Raw genomic sequence first — 25,333 nt, forward strand, 5'->3', positions numbered from 1 at the left:
GTTTGGGCCGGGGAGCTCGTGGCTCACGCGCCGGCGCGCCGATTGGTTAGGCGCCAAGGAACTGAATACTACCGGTTTTTCTTTAAATTACAACCTCTACGCCGCTTAATGGCATTTAGCCACCACAAACGGGTGCAAGAATACGCTGCACTAACAGCGCCTGCTGCATAGCACTAAGAACCTGCTGAATACCGGCGCGGCACGCCGGATCCGCGGCAATGGCCTCGGCGCAGCTCAAATCGCCCACCACCGGAATCGTGAGCGAGGCTGTCGCGATCCAGTCTACCGACATCAGCTGCAACGTTTCTTGCAGTGCCTCGTAGGCGTGCCGAGCCCGTGGGGCGGCGTTGAGCAAGGCCAGTGGTTTATGCACCAACACATCGGTACCCACCAGCCAATCCAGCGCATTTTTCAGCACGCCACTCACCCCGTGGGCGTATTCGGGGCTGGCCACCAGCACGGCATCCACCGCGCGCAGCTCAGCCAGCCAACGCTGCAGCACCGGAAACTGCTCGGGCGCTAGATCGGGATTAAACGGCGGCACGAAGGCGAGCGCGGTAAACGGGGTGAGCGTCATTCCGGCTGGCGCCAGCTGCGCACAAGCCTGCAACAGCGCCGTATTGCGTGACTGTGCGCGCAAACTTCCGGAAATCGTCATGATCTGCATGCCCTACCCCCGCTCGAAACCAGCCAGCATCATCGCATGCCGTGTGTAGGGCAGCAATTCAGGTACACTGCCGTCTTTCGCGATGAGGGATCACCATGGCGCTGAAAGCCACGATTTTTAAAGCCGAGCTTAATATCACCGATCTGGATCGCAACTACTACGCGACCCATGCCCTGACCGTGGCGCGCCATCCTTCTGAAACCGACGAGCGGATGATGTTGCGCCTGCTGGCCTTTGCCCAGCAAGCCAGCGAGACGCTGGAATTTACCCGCGGGCTGTGCGCCGATGATGAGCCCGATCTGTGGCAAAAAAATCTGGTCGACGAGATTGAATGCTGGATCGAGCTGGGCCTGCCCGATGAAAAGCGCATCAAAAAAGCCTGCAATCGCGCCGCCAGCGTGTGGATTTATGCTTATGGCGGCCCGCGCGCCGTGGATTTATGGCTCGATGGCGTACGCGGTCAGCTCAGCCGCTTTCCGCAGTTGAATATTGTGAGCGTGGATGGCCCCGAGCTCAGTGCGCTGGGCGCGCTGGCCGAGCGCGGCATGCAGCTGCAGATCACCATTCAGGATGGGCAGCTGTGGATCTCCAGCGCGCAGGGCGATCTGGCGATTACTCCCCGCGCTTTGTGGCGCGATGGCCAAGCGGTAACGAGCTAATACCCACCCAATGTATCAACCCCAAAGCTAGTTAATATATTGATTAGCAGCACATACCCAAGGAGTCGAAAATGAAAGCCCTGTGTAGCCTCTTGCTCGCCACCCTCGCCTTCAGCGCGCAGGCCGCCGACGCCGCCAAACCCGTCAAAACCGAATCGGGCATCGAAATCACCATGCTCAAAGAGGGCAAAGGCGCGCAGCCCAAGGCGCTGGATACCGTTACCGTGCACTATCGCGGCATGTTTCCAGATGGGAAGGAATTTGATAGCTCGTATAAACGCGGCCAGCCGGCGAGTTTTCCGCTCTCGGGCGTGATTCGCTGCTGGACCGAAGCCGTGCAACAGATCAAGGTGGGCGGCAAAGCGCGCCTGGTGTGCCCGCCCAATCTGGCCTATGGCAGCCGCGGCGCCGGTAATGTGATTCCGCCGAATGCCACGCTGGTGTTTGAAGTGGAATTGCTGGCGATCGAATAAGGCTAGCCTGCAGGGTATAGGCTGAAAGCGATTTAGCGATCAGTCTTTCAGCCACATACCCAGGCGCAGTAACCGTGCCACCTGCTGCGCGGTACGGGTGAGATTGGCTTCGGCCTGCAGCAAGACCTCGTCGCGGCTAGCCAGCGCCGGAATGCAGTCAAATGCCGCCAAGATCCCCGCCGCCTCCAGCTCGCGCGGGCTGGCTTGCAATGCGCCCACAATCGCCAGCACCGGCACCCCCGCCTGCTGCGCCAATTGAGCCACGCCAAACGGTGCTTTGCCCGCCAGCGTTTGCGCATCCAGACAGCCCTCGCCGGTAATCACCAGCGCCGCACCTTGCAAGGCCTGCGTGAGCTGCACCGCCTCCAGCACGATATCAATGCCGCGCCGCAGCCGGCAATTAAATAAAAACGCCAGCGCCGCCGCGCCAATGCCTCCGGCCGCACCCCCGCCGGGCAAGGCTTCCACATCTTTGCCCAATTGCCGGCGAATCACATGGGCAAACTGGTGCAAGGCTTCATCCAGCTGCACCACCTGCGCCGGGCTCGCGCCTTTTTGCGGCCCAAACACCGCCGATGCGCCGCGCGGGCCGGTGAGTGGGTTATCCACATCGCAGGCCAGCTCAAACTCGCATTCCAGCAAGCGGGCATCGAGACCGCTCAGATCAATCTGCGCCAGCCGGGCCAGCGCCGCACCACCGGGCGGCAAGGGCTGGCCGTCGAGCCCCAGCAATTGCGCCCCCAGTGCCCGCAGCATACCGCTGCCGCCATCATTGGTGGCCGATCCACCCAAGGCCAGAATAAAGCGGCGGATGCCCTGATCCAGCGCCGCACGAAGCAGATCGCCCACGCCCTCGCTGCTGGTAAGTAGCGGATTGCGCTCATGTGGCGCCAGCAGCGCCAAACCACAGGCGGTGGCGATTTCGATCACCGCCGTTTGCCCGTCGCCCAATACCCCCCAATGCGCCAGCACCGGCTGGCCCAATGGCCCCCGCACCTGTGCTTGCTCTAGGCGGCCACCACAGGCTTCCAATAACGTGGTCAGCGTGCCCTCGCCGCCATCGGCCAGCGGGAGCTGCACCAACTGTGCCTGTGGCAACTCGGTGCGCAGCGCCGCCGCGATCATCGCCGCCACCTGCGGGGCGCTGAGGGTTTCTTTAAACGAATCGGGGGCAATAATAATTTTGGGCATGCAGACAACAAAAAATAAGGCGCCGCCGGCATTCGCCATGGCGGCGCACAATCAGATTAGACACAGGGTATAGCCCGCCAGCCTTTTCAAAATAAAGCCTAGCGAGCAATACCCAAAAGAATGATTAGCGCGGTTGCGGGTAAGGGCGCTCGACCGCTTCCCACAGGCTAGGCGCTTTCTCTGGCGTCCAGCCTGCACCCCGCTCGGCTTTATGACTTTGCAGGCAGCGATAAGTGCGGCCGCGATAGCTAATCAATTGCCCGCGCGCATACGACACACCTTCCCGCCAGCTGCCGCGATCACCCCACTGGCCATCACCATGAGCTTCCACTTTGCGCCACAAGGCCGGTGCGGCTTCCGGATTCCAGTTGGCGCCTTTCACCGCATCGTGGGCTTGTTGGACTTCATACAGTTGGCCGTGATACATCACTCGCTCGCCTAGCTGATAGGCGCGACCTTCACGCCAGGGGCCAGCCGCCCAAGCGGCGCTAATGGTCAGACACAGGCTCAAAGCCAGAATACGACAAGTACGGTGCATGAGGTTCTCCTTGGCGGTGGCCGACAGTATCGCCGAAAGCGCGACAAACCCGCATGACAAAGCGCACAAGCGAGGGGTGAAAAGTACCCAAGCCACTCCAGCAAGTTTGACGCGCATCAGGCGCAGGCGCGAAAAGCCCGCGCCAAGGCGACGAATGTTGTCTACAACCGAGAAACACCTCTGCCGGGCAGGCCTATTGTATGTACAACCGCAATGTGACGATGGACAGCATCTCCACCTTCCGCATCCGGCTTTTTGACATGATCTGCGCGCTCTCAACCGCGCTAGATTTACTCGACCCGGCGCTGGGCTCGCACCAGAAGCGTACCTGTCTGATTGCCTCGCAATTGGCACGCAGTCTGCAGCTGAGCGATGCCGACTATCAGGAAGTCTTTGGTGCGGCGATTTTCCACGATATTGGCGCGATTGGCCTGCAAAACCGTTTATCCATGCTGGACTTTGAAGAGGTAGATCCGCACACCCATGCCACGCTGGGGGCTTTGCTGCTGGAACGCTTTCCGGCCTTCCGGCGCTATGCACCGCTGGTGCGCTGCCACCATGTGCAGTGGCAACATGGCGCGGGCACGCAGCACGCTGGCCAAGCAGTGCCCACCTACAGCCAACTGATTTATCTGGCTGATCGCATTGAAGTGCTGGCGCAAGGGCAAGAGAATATCCTTGGTGCCGTCCCGCAAATCGTGGCACAGATTCAGGCGGTGCGCGGCAGCAAATTTCACCCACAGCTGGTGGACGAGTTTGTCCAGCTCGCCCAGCATGAGAGCTTCTGGCTGGATATCTTCTCGCGCAATCTGGATCGCATCCTGATGGATGCGGCACCGTTCGATAATATCGAGCTGGATCTGCAGCAGATGCTGCAATTTGCCCAGTTTTTTGCGCTGGTCATCGATTCGCGTAGCCATTTCACCGCCACGCACTCGGCCGGGGTGGCCATCACGGCCGAAATCATCGCCCAACAAATCGGGATGACGGCGCAGGAATGCACCAAAATGCGCATTGCCGGCTATTTGCATGATCTGGGCAAGCTGGCCGTGCCCAGCGAATACATCGAGCGCGACGGCAAGCTCGACCAGACCGAGATGGCGCGCGTACGCTCACACAGTTACATCACGCTGGATATTCTGGGCAATATCAAAGGGCTGGAAGACGTGGCGCAATGGGCGTCTAGCCACCATGAACGGCTGGATGGTAGCGGCTACCCCTACCATCGCACCGCCAACGAATTACCGCTGGGGTCGCGCATCATGGCCGTGGCCGATGTGTATACCGCCCTCACCGAAAATCGCCCTTATCGGGCCGGCCTCGCCCCGAATGCCGTACTACAGATGCTGGATGAGCTAGCGAAAGACGGCAAACTCGATCCGGTGGTGATCGGCGTCTTACATCAGCATCTGTCCACGGTCGAAGCCGCCCGGATTGCGGCGCAGGAACAAGAGAGCCTGGATCTCGCCGAATTCTGGCAAGTGGCCTCACGCGAATGTGGCGTACAAAAGGCTCGCCAAGCCGCGCAGGCAGGAGTCTAGCTTCAGAAATTCGAATGAAGCTACTGCTCCGCCAATATTGCTTACGCCAAATCAGTCATCAATGAAGCTTGCCCTCATTTTCATCAAAAATAGTCGCCACAATTCAAATCCCACAAGATAAAACCAAGCGCCGTCAGGAAGCAGAAATTTAACTTGCCTTATATAATTTCACGACAAATAATATTCAAGCCAAAAAGGCGAAAGCTACATTTAGATTGCAATTACCCAAGGAGAGTTACCCATGAAACTGATTCAAACTACGATTCTGGCAGCTATTCTGGCAATGTTCGGCGCATCTGCGATGGCAACTGAAAACAACACTACAGGCGTTAAAAAGTCTGTAGAGAAGAAAAATGAGCAAATTAGCAAAGCAAATGCCAGCGGTGCAAGCAAAGCTAAGAAAGCAAAAAAATCTCACGCTAGCGGTGAAAAAGCAGCTGAGCAAGTTGGTCACTAAGCCACTAGCTACTGCTTACTAGAAATCAAAAGGCTTTGCCACTTGGCAAAGCCTTTTGATTTATGACGCGCCAGTCTAAAGAATCTCTCCAAACCTGCCTGAACAACCTTCTCAACAGCGACACACAAGATTGGTACATTTTGGCGATTAGACTTTTAACTAGCCTTTCGAGCACACCAGCAAAAAATTGCCCTTGTGCCATATTGGCACGGAAGATCAATCACAGCTTAAAGCGGCTCACCGCCTGTTTCAGTTCGGCCGCTTGGCTACCCAGCTCACGGGTTTGACTGGCGGCGGCATCAAAGGTGCGCAGATTATCCTGCGCTCCCCGTTCAATTGTGCTGACCAGCTCGGCCACGCGTTCACTTTGTTCGCTTTGCATGGCCATCACTTGCAGCAATTCATCCACCGCTTGCACCACCTGCTGGCTGCTATCAACGATGCGGCCCATGGTGTCTTCGGCCTGCTGGGTTTGCTGTAGGCCCTGATCAGCTAGGGTCACATTCTGATTCATGCCCGAGACCACCAGACCGGTTTTATCCCGAATACTGGCAATTGCCGTGACAATGTCTTGGGTGGCCTGCGTGGTGCGCTCAGCCAGTTTGCGCACTTCATCGGCCACCACCGCAAAACCTCGCCCTTGCTCACCGGCGCGGGCGGCCTCAATAGCGGCATTCAGCGCCAACAGATTTGTTTGGTCGGCAATTTCACGAATGCTGATCACCAAACCGGAAATGGCCGCAGTTTGATTGCCGAGATCCTGCACTTCATCGGCCGCGATATTAATGCTATCGGCCAGCGTGCGAATACTGCCAGCAACGGTTTGGATGCTATGAATACCCTCGCCGGCTTGCGAGCCGGCCGCACGGGCGAGTTCAATCGCCATTTCCGTACTGCTAGTCATTTGCTGCAGACCCTGATTGGTGCTGGCCACGCTTTCCTGAATACCGGAAACCGAAGCATTCATCGTATGCACGCGAGCGCGCAAATCATGCACTCGGGCATCTTGCCCGGTGGCGGAAACCGACACCTGATCGGACACTTGCCGAATGGCCTGCACCACCTGCCCTAGTTCACGCTGCATTTGCGCCACTCCGCCGAGCACCGAATCGGTGCGGCGGGCATGAATAGCTTGGCTGAGATCACCTGCGCCAATCTTGGCCACCAATTCCCGCAAGGCCAAAGGCTCAATTTCCAGCGGCTGATAAATCCGCCGCGCCACCAGGGCCAGCATGCCGCAGACAAACAAGGCCACCAGCACATTGAGCACCAATAGATTGCGGGTGGCCTCGGCCACTGCCGCTTCTTGCTCGCTTTGGGCCGCAGCAAAGGCGGCTTGGACTCGCTGATCTTCGGTATCAACCAGAGTCGCGAGCTGCTCACCGGTTTGGTCAATCAAATCATCAATCGCAGCAAATGCCGCTTCATCCGCACGCGCAGCAATAATCCGGGGCAAATCGCTCGCCACCCCTTGCTGCAATTTGCTAAACAGGCTGCGCATCTGCTCACGCGTGGCCGTGGCTTCGATTTGTTCGATGGCTTGGCGAATGCTTTGGCTGAGGGCTTCGGTTTCTTTTACCCGCTCAGGCTGCACCTGGCCTTCGTCTTTATCGACGATATTATCCATCGCGACGAGGGTGATCTGGGTGACATCGGTACGCAGCCGGCCTAGCGCATTGCTTTGTTTAGCCAGCACGCTGGCGCGAGCGATTTTTTCCGAAACCAGCTTTTGACTGGCCCAGGCATTAATCGCCAAGGCAAGCAAGCCGGTAATCAAGGTGGCGGCCAAAATCAGCAGCCAGTGACGAATCGGCAAATTTTTCATAACTACCAAGCCTCGATTAAGTTTCACCTACAGTCTAGTCAAGATAGTCGCAAAAAAAAGCCCGCGACATCCTTCGATGCGCGGGCTTATCAAAGTGCCTGAACAGCACACAGGAACAAACTCGAATTACATGTTGTAGGCTTTCTCGCCGTGGCTGGTTACATCCAGACCTTCGCGTTCTTCGTCTTCTTTCACGCGCAGACCGATGGTCATATCAACCAGCTTGTAAGCAATGGCCGCGACAACACCAGACCACACCAGCGTAATACCCACACCAATGGCTTGGATTTTTACTTGCGTAGCAATGCTGTAGCCGCTGGCCACGCTGTTGCTTACATAATCCCACACGCCAGTGCCGCCCAGATCAGGGCTCGCGAAGACACCGGTCAGGATCGCGCCCAAGATACCGCACACGCCATGCACGCCAAACACATCCAGCGAATCATCCGCGCCCAGCAGACGTTTCAGACCATGTACGCCCCACAGACCAGCCACACCCGCCAGCAGACCCATGATCAGACCACCGCCCACGCCCACATAGCCAGCAGCAGGCGTAATCACCACCAGACCAGCAACCGCGCCTGAGGCGGCACCCAGCAATGATGGCTTACCTTTCAGAATCCACTCGGCAATCAACCAGCTCAGCGCTGCAGCAGCAGGCGCCACCCAAGTATTGATGAAGGCCAGCGCAGCGACGCCATTGGCTTCCAGTGCCGAACCGGCATTGAAACCAAACCAGCCGAACCACAGCAGTGAAGCACCGATCATGGTCATAGTCAGGCTATGTGGGGTCATCGGATCACGGCCGTAGCCCACCCGTTTACCCACAAAGTACGCGCCCACCAGGCCAGCAACTGCGGCATTGATATGCACCACCGTGCCGCCGGCGAAATCCAGCGCGCCGTCTTGGAACAGATAACCGGCAGTCGCAGTGGCAGCGGCAGCAGCTTCAGCCGACGTATAGGCGTCAGGGCCAGCCCAGTACCACACCATGTGCGCCATTGGCAGATAGCTGAAGGTAAACCAGATCACGCAGAACACCAGCACGGCCGAGAATTTGATGCGCTCCGCAAACGAGCCCACGATCAGCGCACAAGTAATAGCGGCAAAGGCACCTTGGAAGGCGATATAGATCATCTCGGAGATGCCAATGCCTTTATTCCAGGTGGCGGCAATCGAATCAGGCGTTACGCCTTTGAGCAGCACCTTTGACAGCGAGCCAAAGAATGCATTGCCTTCGGTAAAGGCCACGCTGTAGCCGTAAACCACCCACAGCACCGAAATCAGGCTGAAGACGGTGAATACTTGCATCAGCACCGACAGCATGTTTTTGCTGCGCACCAAGCCACCGTAGAACAGCGCCAAACCTGGAATCGACATCAGAATCACCAAGGCAGTGGCGACAAACAACCAGGTGTTATCGCCTTTATTAATGGTGATGGTTGGGGCTGCTGCAGCTGGGGCCGAAGCCACCAGCGAAGCTGCGGCGGGTGCACTTGCCACGCTTGAGGCTGCATCAGCGCTCACTTCGCTCGCCACCGCAGTGGTTGCAGAGGCCTGCACGGCACTGGCGGCTTCTTCGGCCATCGCAGGTACCGCGAAAAACATGGCGCCGATCAGCGCCAAGCTACCAAGTAATTTTTTCATTATGCGCTCTCCAGTCGGTTCGAATTAGATGGCAGCTTCGCCGGTTTCGCTGGTACGAATCCGCACGATGTGGGCCAAGTCGAAGACAAAAATCTTGCCGTCACCGATCTTGCCGGTGTGGGCGGCTTTTTCGATCGCTTCGATGGCTTGCTCCAGCAAGTCATCGCTGATGGCGATTTCAATTTTTACTTTGGGCAGAAAATCAACCACGTACTCGGCACCGCGGTACAACTCGGTATGGCCTTTTTGCCGGCCGAAACCTTTTACCTCGGTGACCGTCAAACCTTGTACGCCGATTTCTGACAGGGCTTCGCGCACTTCATCGAGCTTGAAGGGCTTGATAATCGCAGTGACGAACTTCATGGTTAACTCCTGATACGAAACGATCAATGGGTGGACGGGCCACTATCAGCAGGAAGCGTGCCAACTTCAAAAGTGGCGTATTTTCAGACCTTTACAGCTTAGTCGATGGATGATTGCACAATTTTGAACCAGCCTAGATCGACCCCAGCCCGTGCGTGCACTTTTTTTGTGCATGCTGTGCGCATTGCTTTATAGGGCGATCTGCTACACTCATGGATGAACCCGCCTTTACTAGGAGCATGATCATGCTGAAAGAAAAATTCTTTGATGAAATTGCCAGCAAACTCTCAGATGCCGTGGCCAATAGCCCTGCCAAAGACATGGAAAAAAACGTTCGCGCCATGATGGGCAGTGCGTTTAATAAGCTGGATCTGGTAACCCGCGAAGAATTCGAAATCCAGCAGGAAGTTTTGGCGCGCACGCGCGAAACCGTGGTGCAGCTGGAAGCCCGTGTCGCCGCACTGGAAGCGCGCCTCGAGCTCAATAACCCTCAAGACGGCATTTAAGCTCACCGGCTTTACAACAGCCTGACCGACAAACCGAGCCTTGCGCTCGGTTTTTTTGTACCATCGTAAACTCAACTACAACAACAATCGTGCGTACCAATGACCATCAGCATTACCAAGGCTGGCATTCTCGATCTGGATGACCTCGCCCCGCTCTATCAGGCTTATCGGCAGTTTTATATCGATCACGCCATTCCTTATGCCCACTGCAGTACCGACTTTGAGCAAACCCGTGCATTTATCGCTGAGCGGCTCGCTCATGGCGATTCGCGCCTGTATCTGGCCCGCAACCAAGGCGGCGAGGCCGTGGCTTTTGCGCAGGTCTACACCAGTTTCTCATCGATGTTTCTTTGCCGCAGCTGGGTACTGAATGATCTGTATGTCGCGCCAAGCCAGCGTGGACAAAAGCTGGGCGAAACCTTGCTCGCGCATGTCGAAAAAGAAGCTCTGGCGATTGGGGTGGCGATTTTGACGATGGAAACATCACCGGAAAACGTTCAGGCGCACCGGCTGTATCAGAAGATGGGCTATGAGCGCGAAATGGGGCATTTGCATTTCGTGCGCAAATTGGGGATTTAATACCAAGCTAGGTATGTCCCGCTAAGTATTATCTGGATTGGCCTATAGGGCAATACCCTGAAAACAATCCAAATAAGAGACGTAAAAAAACCAGCCCGTAGGCTGGTTTTTTTGTCCAGAACATCGTCCAGCGATGATCAGTGGCCGCGCCGTTTGATCTTGTCGATAACTGCCAGTTTGGCAACCGCTTCGACCAGTTCGGCCTGCGCCATGGCAAAATCCATCGACGAAGCATGATTTTTCAATGCTTCTTCGGCCTTGCGCTTTGCTTCCTGCGCTTTGGCTTCATCGATGTCTGCACCACGAATCGCAGTATCGGCCAATACCGTTACCCCATCCGGCTGAACTTCGAGCATGCCACCTGAAACAAACAGGATGACATCATCTTCGTTCGAGTTCGCGATCTTGATCCGGATCGCGCCCGGGCGGATGCGGGTCAGCAGCGGCGCGTGCCGCGGCAAGATACCGATCTCACCTCGTTCGGCAGGCGCAGAGATAAACTCGGCGGTGCCTGAGTAGATCAGCTCTTCGGCGCTAACTACGTCCACATGCATGGTCATGGCCATAGCTTAACCCCTTATTGCATGGACTTGGCTTTTTCGACCGCTTCCTCGATGCCGCCAACCATGTAGAAGGCTTGCTCTGGGAGGTGATCGTAATCGCCGTTCAGGATGCCCTTGAAGCCCTTCAGGGTTTCTTTGAGCGGAACGTATTTGCCTGGAGAGCCAGTGAATACCTCGGCCACGTGGAATGGCTGAGACAGGAAACGCTGGATCTTACGCGCACGCGATACGGTCAGTTTGTCTTCTGGCGACAGCTCGTCCATACCCAGAATCGCGATGATGTCTTGCAGTTCTTTGTATTTCTGCAGCGTAGATTGTACGCCGCGAGCTACGTAGTAGTGCTCTTCACCAACGATTTGTGGGTCCAGCTGACGTGAAGTTGAGTCCAGTGGATCTACCGCAGGGTAGATACCCAGAGACGCAATATCACGGCTCAATACAACAGTCGCATCCAAGTGAGCGAATGTGGTAGCTGGAGATGGGTCAGTCAAGTCATCCGCAGGTACGTATACGGCCTGGATTGACGTGATCGAACCAGTTTTGGTCGAGGTAATACGCTCTTGCAGTGCACCCATCTCTTCGGCCAGGGTAGGCTGATAACCTACGGCTGAAGGCATACGACCCAGCAGGGCGGATACTTCAGTACCGGCCAAGGTGTAACGGTAGATGTTGTCTACGAAGAACAGGATGTCACGGCCTTCATCACGGAATTGTTCCGCGATGGTCAGACCAGTCAGCGCTACGCGCAGACGGTTGCCTGGAGGCTCGTTCATCTGACCATAAACCATCGCCACTTTATCAAGAACGTTAGAGTCCTTCATTTCGTGGTAGAAGTCGTTACCCTCACGAGTACGCTCACCTACACCAGCAAACACAGACAAACCGCTGTGTGCTTTAGCGATGTTGTTGATCAGTTCCATCATGTTTACGGTTTTGCCTACACCGGCACCACCGAACAGACCAACCTTACCACCTTTCGCAAACGGGCATACCAGGTCAATTACCTTGATACCGGTTTCCAACAGATCGATGGTTTGGTTCAACTCATCAAATTTTGGAGCAGCTTGGTGAATAGCGCGAGTTGCCTCGGCGTTCACAGGACCTGCTTCATCGATTGGGTTACCCAATACGTCCATAATACGACCCAGAGTCGCTTTACCTACAGGCACAGAAATAGCTGCGCCGGTGTTAGCAACTTGCAGGCCACGTTTAAGACCATCGGTACTACCCATGGCGATCGCACGCACTACGCCGTCACCGAGCTGTTGCTGGACTTCCAGCGTCAGATCGATATCGACCAGTTTGAGCGCGTCATACACCTTGGGCAGGTTGTCGCGTGGAAATTGCACGTCAACAACTGGTCCAATGATTTGTACGATTTTACCTTGGCTCATCGTTTTTCCTAATCCAGTTAATCCGTCAGGGCCCATTAAACTGCAGCGGCACCAGATACGATTTCCGAAAGCTCTTTCGTAATCGCAGCTTGACGCGTTTTGTTATACAGCAGTTGCAGGGAGCCGATTACCTTGTCGGCATTGTCGGTTGCGGCCTTCATTGCCACCATCCGAGCTGCTTGTTCCGATGCCATGTTTTCCGCTACGGCTTGGTAAACCAATGCCTCGATGTAACGGTTCATCAATTCATCGATCACAGTCTTCGCATCCGGCTCATACAGGTATTCCCAGTTATGAGTGCGGGCCGGTTTTTTTGCCGGCTCGAATGCATCGCTCGACAATGGCAGCAACTGCTCGGCAACTGGCTCTTGTTTCATCGTATTGATGAAGCGGGTGTAAACGAGGTGCACTTCGTCTACTTCGCCAGCTACGTAGGCATCGATCATCACTTTGATCGGGCCAATCAGCTGTTCCAGATGTGGGGTATCACCCAAACCGGTGACATGCGAAATCACTTTCGCGCCATTCCGGTTCATGAAGCCCAGACCCTTATTACCGATTGCAGTTACAACCGTCTCAATGCCATTCTGGTGACGATCTTTCATGTTATTGAAAGCCAGACGCAGGGAGTTGGTGTTCAAGCCACCACACAGACCTTTGTCCGAAGTCACCACAATCAGGCCAACCCGTTTGACGGTGTCGCGCTTTTGGAGATATGGGTGTGCATAGTCAACCAGCGCAGCGCTCAGGTGAGCGGCCACATTACGGATTTTTTCACCGTAAGGGCGGGCCGCTTTCATGCGATCCTGAGCTTTGCGCATTTTCGACGTAGCTACCATTTCCATGGCGCGGGTGATCTTCTGCGTGTTTTTTACGCTTTTGATCTTGGTACGAATCTCTTTACCGCCTGCCATGATCTGATCCTTTTATTGACGTCTCAAATCAGTACGCAGCGCTAGCCTTGAAGGAATCCGCAGCTTTCAGTACAGCAGCTTCGTCGTCAGATGACAGTTCACCTTTCTCGTCGATGCGGGCCAGTACGTCGGCGTGGTTTGCCTTGAGGTGGCTGAGGAACGCGGCTTCAAATGCCAGTGCGCGGTTAACAGCGATGTCTGCATAAACACCTTTGTTAATCAGCAGCAGGGTTACACCCAGCTCACTCACTTTCATTGGGCTGTATTGAGCTTGTTTCATCAGCTCAGTCACCAGCTTACCGTTTTCCAGCTGTTTACGAGTTGCTTCGTCCAGATCAGAGGCAAACTGAGCAAATGCAGCCAGCTCGCGATATTGCGCGAGAGCCAGACGTACACCACCGCCCAGTTTCTTGATGATCTTGGTTTGCGCCGCACCACCTACACGCGATACAGAAATACCGGCATTCATCGCAGGACGGATACCCGCGTTGAACAAGTCAGTTTCCAAGAAGATCTGACCGTCGGTAATCGAAATCACGTTGGTTGGTACGAATGCAGACACGTCACCGGCTTGCGTTTCAATGATCGGCAGCGCAGTCAGTGAACCGGTTTGACCCTTCACTTCGCCGTTAGTCAGTTTTTCAACTTCTTCAGCGTTGATACGGGCCGCACGTTCCAGCAGACGTGAGTGCAGATAGAATACGTCACCAGGGTAAGCTTCACGACCTGGAGGACGACGCAGCAGCAGGGAGATCTGACGATAAGCCACAGCTTGTTTCGACAGATCATCGTAAACGATCAGCGCGTCTTCGCCACGATCGCGGAAGAACTCACCCATGGTACAACCTGAGTAAGCAGCGATGTATTGCAGAGCAGCTGATTCAGAAGCAGACGCGGCCACCACGATCGTGTGGGCCAGAGCGCCGTGCTCTTCCAGTTTACGCACCACGTTGGCGATCGAAGAGGCTTTTTGGCCAATCGCAACGTAGATACAAGTTACGCCGGTGCCTTTCTGGTTGATGATCGCATCCAGAGCAACGGCAGTTTTACCGGTCTGACGGTCACCAATGATCAGCTCACGCTGACCACGACCAATCGGCACCATGGTGTCGATTGATTTGATACCGGTTTGCATTGGTTGAGCAACTGACTGACGTGCAATTACGCCAGGAGCAATTTTCTCGATTGGTGCAAATTTGTCGGTACCCAGAGGGCCTTTACCATCGATTGGCTGACCCAGCGCATTCACTACGCGGCCTACCAATTCGCGGCCAACTGGAACTTCCAGAATACGGCCGGTACATTTCACTTCGTCACCTTCGACGATGTGTTTGTAGTCACCCAGAATTACGGCACCTACTGAGTCACGCTCCAAGTTGAGCGCCAGACCGTAGGTATTGCCAGGGAATTCCAGCATCTCGCCCTGCATAACTTCTGACAGGCCGTGCACGCGCACGATACCATCAGTTACCGACACAACAGTACCAGTGGTGCTGGACTGTGCGCCTTGAGGCAGATTCTGGATCCGAGCTTTAATCAGTTCACTGATTTCGGACGGATTAAGTTGCATGATTTCTCCTAACTCTTCAGGCTCGTTGCAAGTGCGGTCAATTTGCCACGAACAGAGGCATCGATAACCAGATCACCAATGGTCACCTTCACACCACCGATCAAATCGGGGTTGACGCCAACATCGGCCGTAACCTTGCGTTTGAGTTGCTGAGTGAGCGTAGCCGTCAGTTCGGCCAGTTGGGCATCAGTCACAGCAAAAGCAGACTCGATATGTGCTTGCGCCACACCTTCATCTGCAGCTTTGAGCTCTTCGAAGAGAGCAGCTACCGCCGGCAGAGTGGTAAAGCGGCGATTTTCGAGTACTGTTGCCAGGAAGTTGTTAACCTCAGCGCTTGCCTCACCGCCCAGAAGCCCCGCGAGGAGCTCCTGAACCTGTGCCGCAGAACACTTCGGATTAGCCACTACTGCAAGGGCATCGTCGTTACTCGCGATGGACGCAAGCTTGGCGAGAATGTCCGACCATTGAGCAAGCGTGTTGCTCTCTTTGGCCAAGCGGAAAACCGCTTCAGCGTAGGGTCTAGCGACTGTGATAAGTTCTGCCATGACTGTCTTACAATTCCGCTTTGATAGATGACAGCATGTCAGCATGCTTAGCAGCGTCTACTTCACGCTGCAGAATCTTCTCAGCACCGGCAACGGCCAGAGTGGCCACTTGCTGACGGAGTGATTCTTTGGCTTGCTGGATTTGCTGTTCGATTTCACCTTGAGCGCCGGCCAACAGGCGTTCGCCTTCGGCCTTAGCATTGCTCTTAGCTTCTTCGACAAGTTGTGCAGCGCGTTTTTCTGCCTGAGCGATGATCTCTGCGGCCTGCTGTTTAGCTTCGCGCAGTTTATCTGCTGATTTTTTCTCAGCATTTTCGAGATCTTGCTTGGCGCGGTCCGCCGCGGCCAGGCCGTCGGCGATACGCTTCGCACGCTCATCCATCATCTTGGTCAGCGGAGGCCAAACAAACTTCATCGTGAACCAGATCAGGATCGCGAATGTGATCATCTGACCTATGAGAGATGCATTAAATTCCACGCTGAAAGTCCTCCTTAAAGGCTGATCAAATGATTAGTGAGCAGCAGCAGTCAGGGCAGCAAGGAATGGGTTGTTGAAGGTGTACAGCATAGCAACACCAACGCCGATCATAGAGATCGCGTCCAACAGACCAGCGATGATGAACAGTTTAGTTTGCAGAACTGGGATCATTTCTGGTTGACGAGCAGAAGACTCGAGGAATTTACCACCGAGGATTGCGAAACCGAGTGCAGTGCCGATCGCAGCCAGACCGATGATGATCGCAGCAGCGATAACAGTCATGCCTTGTACGGAAGCAATTACTTCAGGTGCAGCCATTTTGATACTCCTAAGGTTTAAATCAAAAGTTACTAGGTTGGGTAAATCTTTGTCCGACACCGTGCACCCAACCGACACACGTCACCGGACGAAAATCTTAGTGGTCTTCTACAGCCAAGCTCAGGTACACGATGGTCAGCATCATGAATACGAAGGCTTGCAGGGTTACAACCAGAATGTGGAAGATCGCCCATGGCGCGCCCAGCACCCAGTTGATCCACCATGGCAGCAGCGCGATCAAGATGAAGATCAGCTCACCGGCGTACATGTTACCGAACAGACGCAGCGCCAGAGAGATTGGCTTAGCAGCCAGCTCGATCAACTGGAATGCAAAGTTAACTGGCATCAGGATGATGGTCATTACCAAGCCTTCGGCGTGGAATGGGGCAGTGAAAAGCTCTTTGATCCAGCCAAACAGGCCTTTAGCAGAAATCGAGAAACCGATGATCAGCAGCATCACAGTCAGTGACATTGCGAAAGTCTGGTTCACGTCAGCGGTAGGTACGACACGCAGATAAACGTGATGAGGATCCATACCGAAGAAGGTGTGACCGATCCATTGGGCGATGGTAGGTAGCAGATCAACAGGCAAGAAGTCCATGCTGTTCATCAGGAACACCCAGCAGAAAATGGTCAGGCTCAGTGGGCCGATCACTTTCGATTTGGCATGGAAGGCATCCTTGATCTGGGTGTCGACCATTTCGACAATCAGCTCAACGAAGTTTTGCAGGCGACCTGGCACGCCAGAAGTGGCTTTGTTTGCCACGTAGGCAAACAGGGCGACGAAGGCCAGACCCAGAACCAACGCAATCCAGAAGGTATCCAGATGGACGCCGCTCGCGGATTTGGCAAAGGTCAAATGGTGCTGGATATAACTAGTTGCATCTTGTGCCATGATCTACTTTTTACCGTCAAATTGAATTAAAAGCCCAAACCAGTAAGCACTTGCGGCGGCGAGGTAACCTACGAACACCCACAACCAGGCGGCTTGCTGGTATACAACAAACAACGCTGCAAAACTCAGCAACGTCATAAAAAGCTTGGCCATCTCGGCAGCAAAGTGGCGACGCATCAATTCGGCGGCGGGCGCAAACTTGACGCTGTAGGCGATCAAGGCATACAACAGACTGCCCGCGATGGCGATGACTCCACCTATACCACTTGCAATTGCTTCGTTTTGACCCAAAATCAAGAACAGGCCGAGGGCGAGTACTATCGTAATTGCCACTTTGAGGCGGATCACGCCCCGAATTTGTGCCGTCTTGACCATCATTTCACCGTAAGCGAAACCCCGCGATTATACGGAGTAGATTTGCCCTACGTCAATTTTACACATTGACTTCATGGCATTTATTTTCCCGCTTTGATGCCAGACGGATAAAACAAAAGCCTTTCTTTTTTAACGAGTAATCATCGTTTAAGCCAAGCCGCACCGAGCTCGCCACATTTTGGTGCAAACCGCTGTCGAACTTACAACTGGGCCAGCAATGCAGCCAATTGCGCCTCGTCGAGGTACTCGATGGTGATTTTTCCTCTCCCCTTCGCGCCGGCCTGAATCTGCACTTTGGTGCCTAAACGGGCGCCAAGTTCCGTGGCTTTGCTTTCCCACTCAGCTTTAAGTGCCGGTTTATTCGCCATCGGTGCTTGCGCGGGCTCGCTGAGCCATTTTTTCACCAGTGCTTCCACTTCGCGCACAGTGAGACCCTTGATCACCACATGCCGCGCCGCCTCATGCTGGCGTTCTACCGGCAGGCCCAGCAGTGCACGGGCGTGGCCCATATCGAGCTGCCCTTCCAGTAACAACTCACGCACTGGCTCCACCAAATTTAGCAAGCGCAGTAAATTGGCAATCGCCGGGCGCGATTTGCCCAAGGCTTGCGCGGCGGCTTCCTGAGTCAGGCCAAATTCATCCATCAGCCGCTGAATACCAACCGCTTCTTCCAGCGGATTGAGATTTTCCCGCTGGATATTTTCAATCAGCGCCATCGCCAGCGCCGCTTCATCGGCGATTTCACGCACCAGCGCTGGAATCTCGCTCAGGCCAGCCAGTTGCGAGGCCCGCCAACGCCGTTCACCGGCGATAATTTCATAGCGCTCCGGCGCGATTTCGCGCACCAGCACCGGCTGCATCAAGCCCTGTGCCCGGATAGAATCGGCCAGCTCCAGCAGCGCCGCTTCATTCATCAGCGTGCGGGGCTGGTACTTACCCGGTTGCAATGCCGTAACCGGCAGCGTTTTTAGGGTGTCTTGGGCGGCGGTATCGCCCATCAATGCATCAAGGCCACGGCCGAGGCCTTTGAATTTCTTGCTTGCCATGCTGTTATCCCTGCCCTCCCCGCCTCGGGGTGGCCACTATTGTCTAGGTTTGCGGAATGATTGGGGCGCGCTCACCTTAGATGGCGGGCGCGACTTCGAGGGCGTTATGCCGTGCCAGCAACTCTTCGGCCAGTTGCAAATAGGCTTGCGCGCCTTTGGAAGATTTGTCGTAGGCCAAAATGGGGCGCCCATAGCTTGGCGCCTCGGCCAGCCGCACATTGCGGGGAATGACGGTGTGATACAGCTTGCTGGTAAAGTGCTTTACCAGCTGATCGGAGACTTGCTGGGCCAAGGTGGAGCGCGGATCAAACATCGTGCGCAGCAAACCTTCGATCTCAATCTTGCGATTCAGATGCTGCTTGATGCGTTTGAGGGTGTTCACCAGATCCGACAAACCTTCCAGCGCATAGTATTCGCACTGCATCGGAATCATCACGGCATCGGCAGCCACCAGGCCATTGAGGGTCAGTAAATTTAGCGCCGGCGGGCAATCGAGCACGATGTAGTCGTATTCGGCCGCCACTTCGCTGAGCGCAGCTTTCAAGCGCCCTTCGCGCGCCTCGGCTTCCACCAGCTCGACTTCGGCACCGGCCAGATCGCGATTGGCGGGCAACACGCTAAAGCCACCGGTTTCTGATTCAACCAAGGTATCGCGAATGGCTGATTCACCAATCAAAAGCGAATACACCGAATGCGCCAAGCGCGCCTTATCGATGCCGGCGCCCATGGTGGCATTCGCTTGCGGGTCCAGATCCACCAGCAGCACCTTTTTCCCCAGATGCGCGAGGCTGGCAGCCAGATTGACTGCCGTGGTGGTCTTGCCCACGCCGCCTTTTTGATTTGCGATGGCCAGTATTTTCATCAGAATCTCTCGACACGGTGTCGTCGGTACAGCAAAGCCGATAGTTTACCCGCTTCAGCGCAGACTGGGCTGACCATTCACCGGCGCTGACGTTTTACTTTCGCAAACGCAACGCCTGAGCTGGATTAAGCCTGGCGGCGCACATGCACCAGATGGCGCTCCGCGGCCAGCTCCGGTACTTGCAGTGCATCTACCCCCGCCACGTATACGTCCGCAGGCAAATGGGTGATTTCTTCGTGAGGATATACCCCCTTGAGGGCCGCCCATTCTCCGCTTGGCAACAACAGATGATTCGTCCAGCGCACAAAATCACCCAGATCGGCAAAGGCGCGCGAGGTGATGATGTCAAAGCCCGCCTCGGGTTGATAAGCCTCGACCCGATCCGTTACCACGGTGACATTCGGCAATTGCAGCTCTAGCAAGGCCTGCCGCAAAAAGGTGGTTTTCTTGTGGTTGGAATCCAGCAAGGTCAGCTGCCATTCGGGGCGCACAATCGCCAGTGGAATACCCGGAGTGCCAAAGCCAGAGCCCACATCCAGCATCCGCAGCGCGCTGGCGGGCAAAAATGGCAGCGGCGCTAGCGAATCGAGCAAATGATGCGTCACCATGCGCTCAGGCTCGCGGATTGCCGTCAGGCTGTAGGTTTTATTCCATTTGGCCAGCAAGACCACATAGGCCAGCAGTTTTTCCTGCTCGGCCGGGCCAATCGCCAAGCCCATCGCGGTGAGGCCCGTGGCAAGTCTCGCGGCCAGATCAATCCCGTTACTCATGCTTTTTCCTGATTTAGGCTTGTTTCTCGGCGGCCAGCTTGGCTTTTTTCAGATATACCAACAGCAGCGCAATCGCCGCCGGTGTCACGCCCGAAATGCGTGAGGCGAGGCCCAGCGTTTGCGGGCGTTGGGCCGTGAGTTTTTGCTGGATTTCTTTCGACAGGCCCGACACTTGGCTGTAATCGAAATCCGCCGGCAGCGGCACATTTTCAAGCGCATCGCGCTTGGCTACTTCGTCTTGCTGCCGCTCGATATAGCCTTGATATTTCACCTGAATTTCAACCTGCTCGGCCACTTGCTCATCGCTAACCCCCGGGCCGGCAATATCGAGTGTCATCAGGCTTTGATAGCTGACTTCAGGGCGGCGCAATAACTCGGCCAGTGTGTATTCCCGCTCAATCGCTTTGCCCAGCACGCGCTCGGCCTCGTGGGCGGCCAAAATCCGCGGATTGGCCCAGGTTGATTTCAGCCGCTCGAATTCGCGCTCGATAGCTTCGCGTTTTTCGCTGAACATCTGCCATTGCGCATCGCCCACCAGCCCCAAGCGGCGGCCATGCTCGGTCAGGCGCAAATCGGCATTGTCTTCGCGCAATTGTAGGCGATACTCGGCGCGGCTGGTGAACATGCGATACGGCTCGGTCACGCCACGGGTGATCAGATCATCCACCAGCACGCCCAGATACGCCTCATCGCGACCCGGGCACCATGGCGCTTCGTCGCGGGCATACAGCGCGGCATTCAAGCCAGCGAACAAGCCCTGCGCCGCAGCTTCTTCATAGCCGGTAGTGCCGTTAATCTGGCCCGCAAAATACAGGCCGGCGATGGCTTTGGATTCGAAGCTGTTTTTCAGCCCGCGCGGATCGAAATAATCGTACTCGATCGCATAACCGGGGCGCAGAATGCGTGCGTTTTCCAAGCCATGAATCGATTGCACGGCCGCCAGCTGAATATCAAACGGCAAGCTAGTCGAGATGCCATTTGGGTAGAACTCATTGGTATCCAGCCCTTCCGGCTCCAGGAAAATCTGGTGGCTGTCTTTATCGGCAAAGCGATTGATTTTGTCTTCAATACTCGGGCAATAGCGTGGGCCGACGCCTTCGATCTTGCCGGTGAACATCGGGCTGCGGTCAAAACCGCTGCGGATAATTTCATGCGTTTTGAGATTGGTATGCGCAATCCAGCACGGCAGTTGCTTCGGGTGCAAACCGCGATGACCGCGCACCGAGAATACCGGCTCGGGCGTATCGCCCGGTTGTGCCTCAAGCACGGCAAAATTAATCGTGCGGCCGTCAATTCGCGGTGGGGTGCCAGTTTTCAGGCGGCCCACCGGCAGCTGTAACTCACGTAAGCGCTGCGATAAAGTTAATGATGCCGGGTCGCCCGCGCGACCGCCAACGTGGTTTTCCAGCCCAACGTGGATCTTGCCGCCTAAAAAGGTACCCGCCGTCAGCACCACGGCGCTGGCTGAAAAACGAATGCCGATTTGCGTTACGGCGCCGGTGACTTTATCGCCTTCCAGCAAAAGATCGCTGACTTCCTGCTGGAAAATATCGAGATTTTCCTGATTTTCCAGCATGCCGCGAATCGCCGCCTTGTAACGCACGCGATCGGCCTGCGCCCGGGTTGCCCGCACGGCCGGGCCTTTGCTGGAATTGAGCGTTTTGAATTGAATGCCACCCATATCGGTGGCCAGCGCCATCGCGCCGCCCAGCGCATCCACTTCTTTTACCAGATGGCCTTTGCCAATGCCGCCAATCGACGGGTTACAACTCATCTGGCCCAGCGTCTCGATATTGTGGGTCAGCAACAGGGTTTTACGCCCCATCCGCGCACTGGCGAGCGCGGCTTCGGTGCCGGCGTGACCACCGCCGACCACAATCACATCATATCGAACAGGATAAAGCATGGCACTGGGCCTCAAACTACGGTAAAGGGGCAATATTCTACGGCAAAACAGGCACTTGAGTCAGCAGGAATGATTTTCATCGCAGCATGCAAATCCGGCATGGGGGCCTCAATGGGGCGCGTGAGCATCTGGCCAGCAGACCACCAGCGAGCCCTTACCCGCACCAAGCCAGAAAAACAAAACCCCGGCCATGCCGGGGTATTGGTCAGAAAGGCTTACAGGACAATCACTTGCCAGCCATACCTACACTTTAAAATGCTTGGCCGCCTCCAGCGCCGCGCCGACGATGCCGGCTTCATTTTTCAGTGTGGCCGCCACCAGCTCGAAACGCAGATTTTGCATTTCGGGGATAAATTTATCGGCCTTTTTACTGATCCCGCCACCAATGATCACCAAATCAGGCGAGAACAGTAGCTGAATGTGCTCCAGATACGCATTCAGCCGCGGGTTGTAGTCTTTCCATTTCAGGTCGAGATCTTCCTTCACCTTGGCCGAACAATATTTCTCGGCAATGGTGTCTTTCGGGAAAATCAGATGCCCAAATTCGGTATTGGTAATCAGCTGACCATCAACTATCAGTGCGCTGCCAATGCCGGTACCCAGCGTAATCACGATGGTCTTGCCACTGCGGCCTTTAGCCGCGCCAAACACCACTTCGGCCAGGCCCGCTGCGTCGGCATCATTCAATACAATCAATGGCAAACCGGTGGCATCGGCCAGAATCTGTTGCGCCGGGGCATTCACCCAGCTTTTATCCACATTGGCGGCCGACAGGGTAACGCCATTGTGCACAATCGCTGGAAAGGTACAGCCAATCGGGCCTTGCCAGTTGAAATGCTCGACGATCTGTTTCACCACCTGCCCCACCGCTTCGGGCGTGGCAGGCTGCGGGGTGTCGATGCGGTGGCGTTCGGCCACCAGCTCGCCGGTTTCCAGATTGACCGGCGCACCTTTAATGCCGGTGCCGCCAATATCAATACCAAGAACAATTCGGGCTTGAGTTTGTGCTGTCATCTCGTTCTTCACAGATTATTTTGAACCGCAGTGTGCCAGCCTGCCGGATGGCCACCAACACCGTAAAACCCTTACGTAGCGGGCCTTACCGACTTAATTGGGCGCAAAATTGCGCAGCTGGATAAAGCGGGCTTTGTCAGCCTCGGCCCGTTGGCGGATTTTCACCGCCTCCTGATCCTGCTGCTGCAATAATTGCTCAATTACTTGGATTTCATCCCGATTTTGATCAAGTTGTGCTTGTAAATCGGCAGGTAACGGTTTTTTTTGCTTCTGGAAGCGCTCAGCTTGCTTTTGCAGCTTTTTATTGCGCTCCTGAATAGTTTGAATACGCAGGCGGTTGGTTTGCTGGCCGGCGGCCAGCGCCTCGAGCTGGCGATCGCGCAATAGATCAATCTCATCCGGCGAAGAGAATGACTGCAGCAGTGCTTTATCTTTGCGCCGCTGCTCGATCTGCGCGCGCTGGCGTTCCAGCTCCGCAGCGCGCTCGGCCTCGCTCATCACGGCGCTACTGCGCGAGCGGCCGGATTTATCCAGCGTAGTGAGGTCGCGGCTTTGGCCAGACGGGGGTTTATCGCTGAATTGCACCTTGCCGTGTTCATCCACCCAGCGATATACGGTGCCGGCGGCGACTGGCCAGGCACACATCAATAAAACTGCCAGTAAACACCCACGCATCATGGCCGCTTGATTACCTATCTTTTAAACACCGTATTGGGCACGGTATTGTTGAACTTTCGCCAGATTCTCAGTCATTCCGGGCTGATCAGCAAGAAATGCCAGCAAATCTTGCAAAGATGCAATAGGAATAACCGGCATGCCGAATTGTTGCTCGACTTCCTGCACCGCCGACAGGCTCCCCTGACCGCGCTCCATGCGATCCAGCGCAATCAGCACCCCGGCCGGCTCGGCCCCGGCCGCGCGGATCAGATTGACCGACTCGCGCACCGAAGTGCCCGCTGAAATCACATCATCAATAATCATCACGCGGCCCTTGAGTGGCGCGCCCACCAGTACGCCGCCTTCGCCGTGATCTTTGGCTTCTTTGCGGTTGAACACAAAGGGCACATTGCGCCCCGCGCCGGCCAGCGCGACGGCCGTTGCCGAAGCCAGCACAATGCCTTTATAGGCTGGCCCAAACAGCACATCAAACTCCACCCCAGAGGCGATAGCCGCCTGCGCGTAAAAACGCGCCAGCTCGCCCACTGATGCCCCGTCGCTAAACAGTCCCGCATTAAAGAAGTACGGCGAGTTGCGGCCGGCTTTGGTGATAAAATCGCCAAAACAGAGCACTTTTTGCTCTACTGCGAAACGGATGAAGTCCTGACGGAAGTCGCTCATGGGATAGTCCTAATTCGTAAATCACAATACAAGCTAGAAGCATATCATTGATTTGAACAAGGAATCGCCGCGTGCGCATCATTTCTGCCAACCTGAACGGCATCCGTTCGGCCACCAGCAAAGGTTTTTTCACCTGGCTTGAGGGCCAGAACGCGGACGTAGTCGGCGTGCAGGAATTAAAAGCCCAAGCGGCGGATATCAAGCCCGAGCATACCCCGGCCGGGTTTCACGCCTATTTCCATTACGCCGAGAAAAAAGGCTACAGCGGCGTGGGCCTGTATTGCCGCCGCGAACCCGATGCGGTGATTACCGGGCTAGGTATTGCCGATATCGATGCCGAAGGCCGCTATCTGGAAGTGCGCTTTGGCAATCTCTCGGTGGTGTCACTGTATCTGCCGTCGGGTTCGTCGTCGGAAGAGCGGCAGGATGTCAAATTCAGTTTTCTCGAGCGCTTCTGGCCACGGCTAAACGAGCTGCGCGAATCCGGCCGCGATGTGATCATCATGGGCGACTGGAATATCGCGCACAATGAAATCGACCTGAAAAACTGGAAAGGCAATCTGAAAAACTCAGGCTTCTTGCCCGAAGAGCGCGCGTGGCTGACCCAATTACTGGCCAGCGGCTGGGTCGATACCTGGCGCACGCTGTACCCCGAAATCCCCGGCTACACCTGGTGGAGCAATCGCGGCCAAGCCTATGCCAAAGACGTGGGCTGGCGCATCGATTATCAGATCGCTACCCCGGCGCTGGCGGCCACCGCGCGCGCGGCCAGTATTTATAAAGACGAGAAGTTTTCCGATCATGCGCCGCTGATTGTCAATTATGACTACCCGCTCTAAATCAATACCTAGCCACGTATCAAGCCATACACCTCAATAACAATAGCCCCTAAGGCAATA

General features: G+C 55.6%; 29 protein-coding genes. 7 read left to right on the plus strand and 22 right to left on the minus strand.

The window, feature by feature from the left end; translation table 11 throughout:
* Positions 1-115: 115 nt before the first annotated feature.
* Positions 116-667 (minus strand): NADPH-dependent FMN reductase, encoded by a 552-nt coding sequence (locus tag L991_RS00590; protein ID WP_047391008.1) that lies wholly within the window; start codon positions 665-667, stop codon positions 116-118.
* A gap of 95 nt (positions 668-762) precedes the next feature.
* Here L991_RS00590 and L991_RS00595 point away from each other — a divergent pair, with 95 nt between their 5' ends.
* Positions 763-1,326, plus strand: coding sequence for a YaeQ family protein (locus L991_RS00595; RefSeq protein ID WP_047391015.1), 564 nt, complete (start codon positions 763-765; stop codon positions 1,324-1,326).
* A gap of 71 nt (positions 1,327-1,397) precedes the next feature.
* Positions 1,398-1,799 (plus strand): FKBP-type peptidyl-prolyl cis-trans isomerase, encoded by a 402-nt coding sequence (locus L991_RS00600; RefSeq protein WP_047391021.1) that lies wholly within the window; start codon positions 1,398-1,400, stop codon positions 1,797-1,799.
* A gap of 39 nt (positions 1,800-1,838) precedes the next feature.
* Here the strand turns inward: L991_RS00600 and L991_RS00605 are convergent, their stop codons facing one another.
* Both L991_RS00605 and L991_RS00610 read right to left on the minus strand, forming a co-directional pair.
* The gene (locus L991_RS00605) at positions 1,839-2,990 is read right to left on the minus strand and encodes a glycerate kinase (protein ID WP_047391133.1); all 1,152 of its coding nucleotides are present in this window, start codon (positions 2,988-2,990) and stop codon (positions 1,839-1,841) included.
* Between the two features lie 124 nt (positions 2,991-3,114).
* Entirely contained in the window at positions 3,115-3,528 is a 414-nt protein-coding gene (locus tag L991_RS00610) for a carbohydrate-binding protein (RefSeq protein WP_028448319.1), read from the minus strand.
* A 200-nt stretch (positions 3,529-3,728) separates the two neighbouring features.
* On the opposite strand from L991_RS00610, the gene L991_RS00615 reads away from it, so the two are divergent.
* Positions 3,729-5,069, plus strand: a complete 1,341-nt coding sequence (locus L991_RS00615; RefSeq protein WP_052190457.1) for an HD-GYP domain-containing protein — start codon at positions 3,729-3,731, stop codon at positions 5,067-5,069.
* Positions 5,070-5,310: 241 nt separating this feature from the next.
* Positions 5,311-5,526 carry a hypothetical protein gene (locus L991_RS00620; protein WP_047391025.1) on the plus strand — a complete coding sequence of 72 codons (216 nt, stop codon included), beginning with the start codon at positions 5,311-5,313 and terminating at the stop codon, positions 5,524-5,526.
* 220 nt (positions 5,527-5,746) lie between these two features.
* Here the strand turns inward: L991_RS00620 and L991_RS00625 are convergent, their stop codons facing one another.
* The 3 genes from L991_RS00625 to glnK all read right to left on the minus strand — a co-directional run bounded on the left by L991_RS00625 (position 5,747) and on the right by glnK (position 9,361).
* Complete coding sequence (locus L991_RS00625; protein WP_047391033.1) at positions 5,747-7,351, minus strand: methyl-accepting chemotaxis protein; 1,605 nt, start codon at positions 7,349-7,351, stop codon at positions 5,747-5,749.
* Between the two features lie 126 nt (positions 7,352-7,477).
* Positions 7,478-8,998: an ammonium transporter gene (gene amt, locus L991_RS00630; protein WP_197053751.1), complete on the minus strand. Its 1,521-nt coding sequence runs from the start codon at positions 8,996-8,998 to the stop codon at positions 7,478-7,480.
* Positions 8,999-9,022: 24 nt separating this feature from the next.
* Complete coding sequence (gene glnK, locus L991_RS00635; protein ID WP_028448322.1) at positions 9,023-9,361, minus strand: P-II family nitrogen regulator; 339 nt, start codon at positions 9,359-9,361, stop codon at positions 9,023-9,025.
* A gap of 245 nt (positions 9,362-9,606) precedes the next feature.
* On the opposite strand from glnK, the gene L991_RS00640 reads away from it, so the two are divergent.
* Entirely contained in the window at positions 9,607-9,867 is a 261-nt protein-coding gene (locus tag L991_RS00640) for an accessory factor UbiK family protein (protein WP_028448323.1), read from the plus strand.
* Between the two features lie 99 nt (positions 9,868-9,966).
* On the plus strand, positions 9,967-10,446 hold the full coding sequence (locus L991_RS00645; RefSeq protein ID WP_047391036.1) for a GNAT family N-acetyltransferase: 480 nt from the start codon (positions 9,967-9,969) through the stop codon (positions 10,444-10,446).
* Positions 10,447-10,583: 137 nt separating this feature from the next.
* Here the strand turns inward: L991_RS00645 and L991_RS00650 are convergent, their stop codons facing one another.
* The 16 genes from L991_RS00650 to pyrE form a co-directional block, all read right to left on the minus strand.
* A complete protein-coding gene (locus L991_RS00650) occupies positions 10,584-11,012 on the minus strand; it encodes a F0F1 ATP synthase subunit epsilon (RefSeq protein WP_028448325.1) in 429 nt (142 codons plus the stop codon).
* A gap of 11 nt (positions 11,013-11,023) precedes the next feature.
* The gene (atpD, locus tag L991_RS00655) at positions 11,024-12,403 is read right to left on the minus strand and encodes a F0F1 ATP synthase subunit beta (protein ID WP_028448326.1); all 1,380 of its coding nucleotides are present in this window, start codon (positions 12,401-12,403) and stop codon (positions 11,024-11,026) included.
* A 35-nt stretch (positions 12,404-12,438) separates the two neighbouring features.
* Complete coding sequence (gene atpG / locus L991_RS00660) at positions 12,439-13,317, minus strand: F0F1 ATP synthase subunit gamma (protein WP_047391038.1); 879 nt, start codon at positions 13,315-13,317, stop codon at positions 12,439-12,441.
* Positions 13,318-13,345: 28 nt separating this feature from the next.
* Complete coding sequence (gene atpA, locus L991_RS00665) at positions 13,346-14,887, minus strand: F0F1 ATP synthase subunit alpha (protein WP_028448328.1); 1,542 nt, start codon at positions 14,885-14,887, stop codon at positions 13,346-13,348.
* An 8-nt stretch (positions 14,888-14,895) separates the two neighbouring features.
* Complete coding sequence (locus tag L991_RS00670) at positions 14,896-15,432, minus strand: F0F1 ATP synthase subunit delta (protein ID WP_047391042.1); 537 nt, start codon at positions 15,430-15,432, stop codon at positions 14,896-14,898.
* A 7-nt stretch (positions 15,433-15,439) separates the two neighbouring features.
* A complete protein-coding gene (locus L991_RS00675) occupies positions 15,440-15,910 on the minus strand; it encodes a F0F1 ATP synthase subunit B (protein WP_028448330.1) in 471 nt (156 codons plus the stop codon).
* Between the two features lie 33 nt (positions 15,911-15,943).
* Positions 15,944-16,210 carry a F0F1 ATP synthase subunit C gene (gene atpE / locus L991_RS00680; RefSeq protein WP_369076719.1) on the minus strand — a complete coding sequence of 89 codons (267 nt, stop codon included), beginning with the start codon at positions 16,208-16,210 and terminating at the stop codon, positions 15,944-15,946.
* A 115-nt stretch (positions 16,211-16,325) separates the two neighbouring features.
* Positions 16,326-17,123 carry a F0F1 ATP synthase subunit A gene (atpB, locus tag L991_RS00685; protein WP_028448332.1) on the minus strand — a complete coding sequence of 266 codons (798 nt, stop codon included), beginning with the start codon at positions 17,121-17,123 and terminating at the stop codon, positions 16,326-16,328.
* Between the two features lie 3 nt (positions 17,124-17,126).
* Positions 17,127-17,498 carry an ATP synthase subunit I gene (locus L991_RS00690; RefSeq protein ID WP_047391045.1) on the minus strand — a complete coding sequence of 124 codons (372 nt, stop codon included), beginning with the start codon at positions 17,496-17,498 and terminating at the stop codon, positions 17,127-17,129.
* Between the two features lie 200 nt (positions 17,499-17,698).
* Complete coding sequence (locus L991_RS00695; protein WP_047391051.1) at positions 17,699-18,544, minus strand: ParB/RepB/Spo0J family partition protein; 846 nt, start codon at positions 18,542-18,544, stop codon at positions 17,699-17,701.
* A 76-nt stretch (positions 18,545-18,620) separates the two neighbouring features.
* Positions 18,621-19,409: an AAA family ATPase gene (locus L991_RS00700; protein ID WP_197053753.1), complete on the minus strand. Its 789-nt coding sequence runs from the start codon at positions 19,407-19,409 to the stop codon at positions 18,621-18,623.
* A gap of 122 nt (positions 19,410-19,531) precedes the next feature.
* Complete coding sequence (gene rsmG / locus L991_RS00705; protein WP_081986368.1) at positions 19,532-20,176, minus strand: 16S rRNA (guanine(527)-N(7))-methyltransferase RsmG; 645 nt, start codon at positions 20,174-20,176, stop codon at positions 19,532-19,534.
* A 13-nt stretch (positions 20,177-20,189) separates the two neighbouring features.
* A complete protein-coding gene (gene mnmG, locus L991_RS00710; protein WP_028448337.1) occupies positions 20,190-22,082 on the minus strand; it encodes a tRNA uridine-5-carboxymethylaminomethyl(34) synthesis enzyme MnmG in 1,893 nt (630 codons plus the stop codon).
* Between the two features lie 243 nt (positions 22,083-22,325).
* A complete protein-coding gene (ppgK, locus tag L991_RS00715) occupies positions 22,326-23,096 on the minus strand; it encodes a polyphosphate--glucose phosphotransferase (protein WP_047391057.1) in 771 nt (256 codons plus the stop codon).
* 93 nt (positions 23,097-23,189) lie between these two features.
* Positions 23,190-23,741, minus strand: a complete 552-nt coding sequence (locus L991_RS00720; RefSeq protein WP_047391058.1) for a DUF4124 domain-containing protein — start codon at positions 23,739-23,741, stop codon at positions 23,190-23,192.
* Positions 23,742-23,795: 54 nt separating this feature from the next.
* On the minus strand, positions 23,796-24,434 hold the full coding sequence (pyrE, locus tag L991_RS00725; protein WP_047391065.1) for an orotate phosphoribosyltransferase: 639 nt from the start codon (positions 24,432-24,434) through the stop codon (positions 23,796-23,798).
* A 71-nt stretch (positions 24,435-24,505) separates the two neighbouring features.
* Between pyrE and L991_RS00730 the strand changes: the two genes are divergently transcribed.
* Positions 24,506-25,273 (plus strand): exodeoxyribonuclease III, encoded by a 768-nt coding sequence (locus L991_RS00730; RefSeq protein WP_047391068.1) that lies wholly within the window; start codon positions 24,506-24,508, stop codon positions 25,271-25,273.
* The last annotated feature ends 60 nt before the right edge of the window (positions 25,274-25,333 follow it).

Origin of the sequence: Chitinibacter sp. ZOR0017, from assembly GCF_000799095.1 — a bacterium.
In the GTDB taxonomy this organism is placed as follows: Bacteria; Pseudomonadota; Gammaproteobacteria; order Burkholderiales; family Chitinibacteraceae; genus Chitinibacter; species Chitinibacter tainanensis.

Bases quoted from the DNA above. Each gene is read 5' to 3' on its own strand.
- L991_RS00640 (WP_028448323.1), top strand. From the start codon at position 9,607: ATGCTGAAAGAAAAATTCTTTGATGAAATTGCCAGCAAACTCTCAGAT.
- L991_RS00600 (WP_047391021.1), top strand. From the start codon at position 1,398: ATGAAAGCCCTGTGTAGCCTCTTGCTCGCCACCCTCGCCTTCAGCGCG.
- L991_RS00625 (WP_047391033.1), bottom strand. From the start codon at position 7,351: ATGAAAAATTTGCCGATTCGTCACTGGCTGCTGATTTTGGCCGCCACC.
- L991_RS00645 (WP_047391036.1), top strand. From the start codon at position 9,967: ATGACCATCAGCATTACCAAGGCTGGCATTCTCGATCTGGATGACCTC.
- L991_RS00605 (WP_047391133.1), bottom strand. From the start codon at position 2,990: ATGCCCAAAATTATTATTGCCCCCGATTCGTTTAAAGAAACCCTCAGC.
- atpG (WP_047391038.1), bottom strand. From the start codon at position 13,317: ATGGCAGGCGGTAAAGAGATTCGTACCAAGATCAAAAGCGTAAAAAAC.
- atpD (WP_028448326.1), bottom strand. From the start codon at position 12,403: ATGAGCCAAGGTAAAATCGTACAAATCATTGGACCAGTTGTTGACGTG.
- rsmG (WP_081986368.1), bottom strand. From the start codon at position 20,176: ATGAGTAACGGGATTGATCTGGCCGCGAGACTTGCCACGGGCCTCACC.
- L991_RS00650 (WP_028448325.1), bottom strand. From the start codon at position 11,012: ATGGCCATGACCATGCATGTGGACGTAGTTAGCGCCGAAGAGCTGATC.
- atpB (WP_028448332.1), bottom strand. From the start codon at position 17,123: ATGGCACAAGATGCAACTAGTTATATCCAGCACCATTTGACCTTTGCC.
- L991_RS00620 (WP_047391025.1), top strand. From the start codon at position 5,311: ATGAAACTGATTCAAACTACGATTCTGGCAGCTATTCTGGCAATGTTC.
- pyrE (WP_047391065.1), bottom strand. From the start codon at position 24,434: ATGAGCGACTTCCGTCAGGACTTCATCCGTTTCGCAGTAGAGCAAAAA.
- L991_RS00610 (WP_028448319.1), bottom strand. From the start codon at position 3,528: ATGCACCGTACTTGTCGTATTCTGGCTTTGAGCCTGTGTCTGACCATT.
- ppgK (WP_047391057.1), bottom strand. From the start codon at position 23,096: ATGACAGCACAAACTCAAGCCCGAATTGTTCTTGGTATTGATATTGGC.
- amt (WP_197053751.1), bottom strand. From the start codon at position 8,998: ATGAAAAAATTACTTGGTAGCTTGGCGCTGATCGGCGCCATGTTTTTC.
- L991_RS00615 (WP_052190457.1), top strand. From the start codon at position 3,729: ATGTACAACCGCAATGTGACGATGGACAGCATCTCCACCTTCCGCATC.
- L991_RS00670 (WP_047391042.1), bottom strand. From the start codon at position 15,432: ATGGCAGAACTTATCACAGTCGCTAGACCCTACGCTGAAGCGGTTTTC.
- mnmG (WP_028448337.1), bottom strand. From the start codon at position 22,082: ATGCTTTATCCTGTTCGATATGATGTGATTGTGGTCGGCGGTGGTCAC.
- L991_RS00720 (WP_047391058.1), bottom strand. From the start codon at position 23,741: ATGTGTGCCTGGCCAGTCGCCGCCGGCACCGTATATCGCTGGGTGGAT.
- L991_RS00690 (WP_047391045.1), bottom strand. From the start codon at position 17,498: ATGGTCAAGACGGCACAAATTCGGGGCGTGATCCGCCTCAAAGTGGCA.
- glnK (WP_028448322.1), bottom strand. From the start codon at position 9,361: ATGAAGTTCGTCACTGCGATTATCAAGCCCTTCAAGCTCGATGAAGTG.
- L991_RS00595 (WP_047391015.1), top strand. From the start codon at position 763: ATGGCGCTGAAAGCCACGATTTTTAAAGCCGAGCTTAATATCACCGAT.
- atpA (WP_028448328.1), bottom strand. From the start codon at position 14,887: ATGCAACTTAATCCGTCCGAAATCAGTGAACTGATTAAAGCTCGGATC.
- L991_RS00695 (WP_047391051.1), bottom strand. From the start codon at position 18,544: ATGGCAAGCAAGAAATTCAAAGGCCTCGGCCGTGGCCTTGATGCATTG.
- L991_RS00590 (WP_047391008.1), bottom strand. From the start codon at position 667: ATGCAGATCATGACGATTTCCGGAAGTTTGCGCGCACAGTCACGCAAT.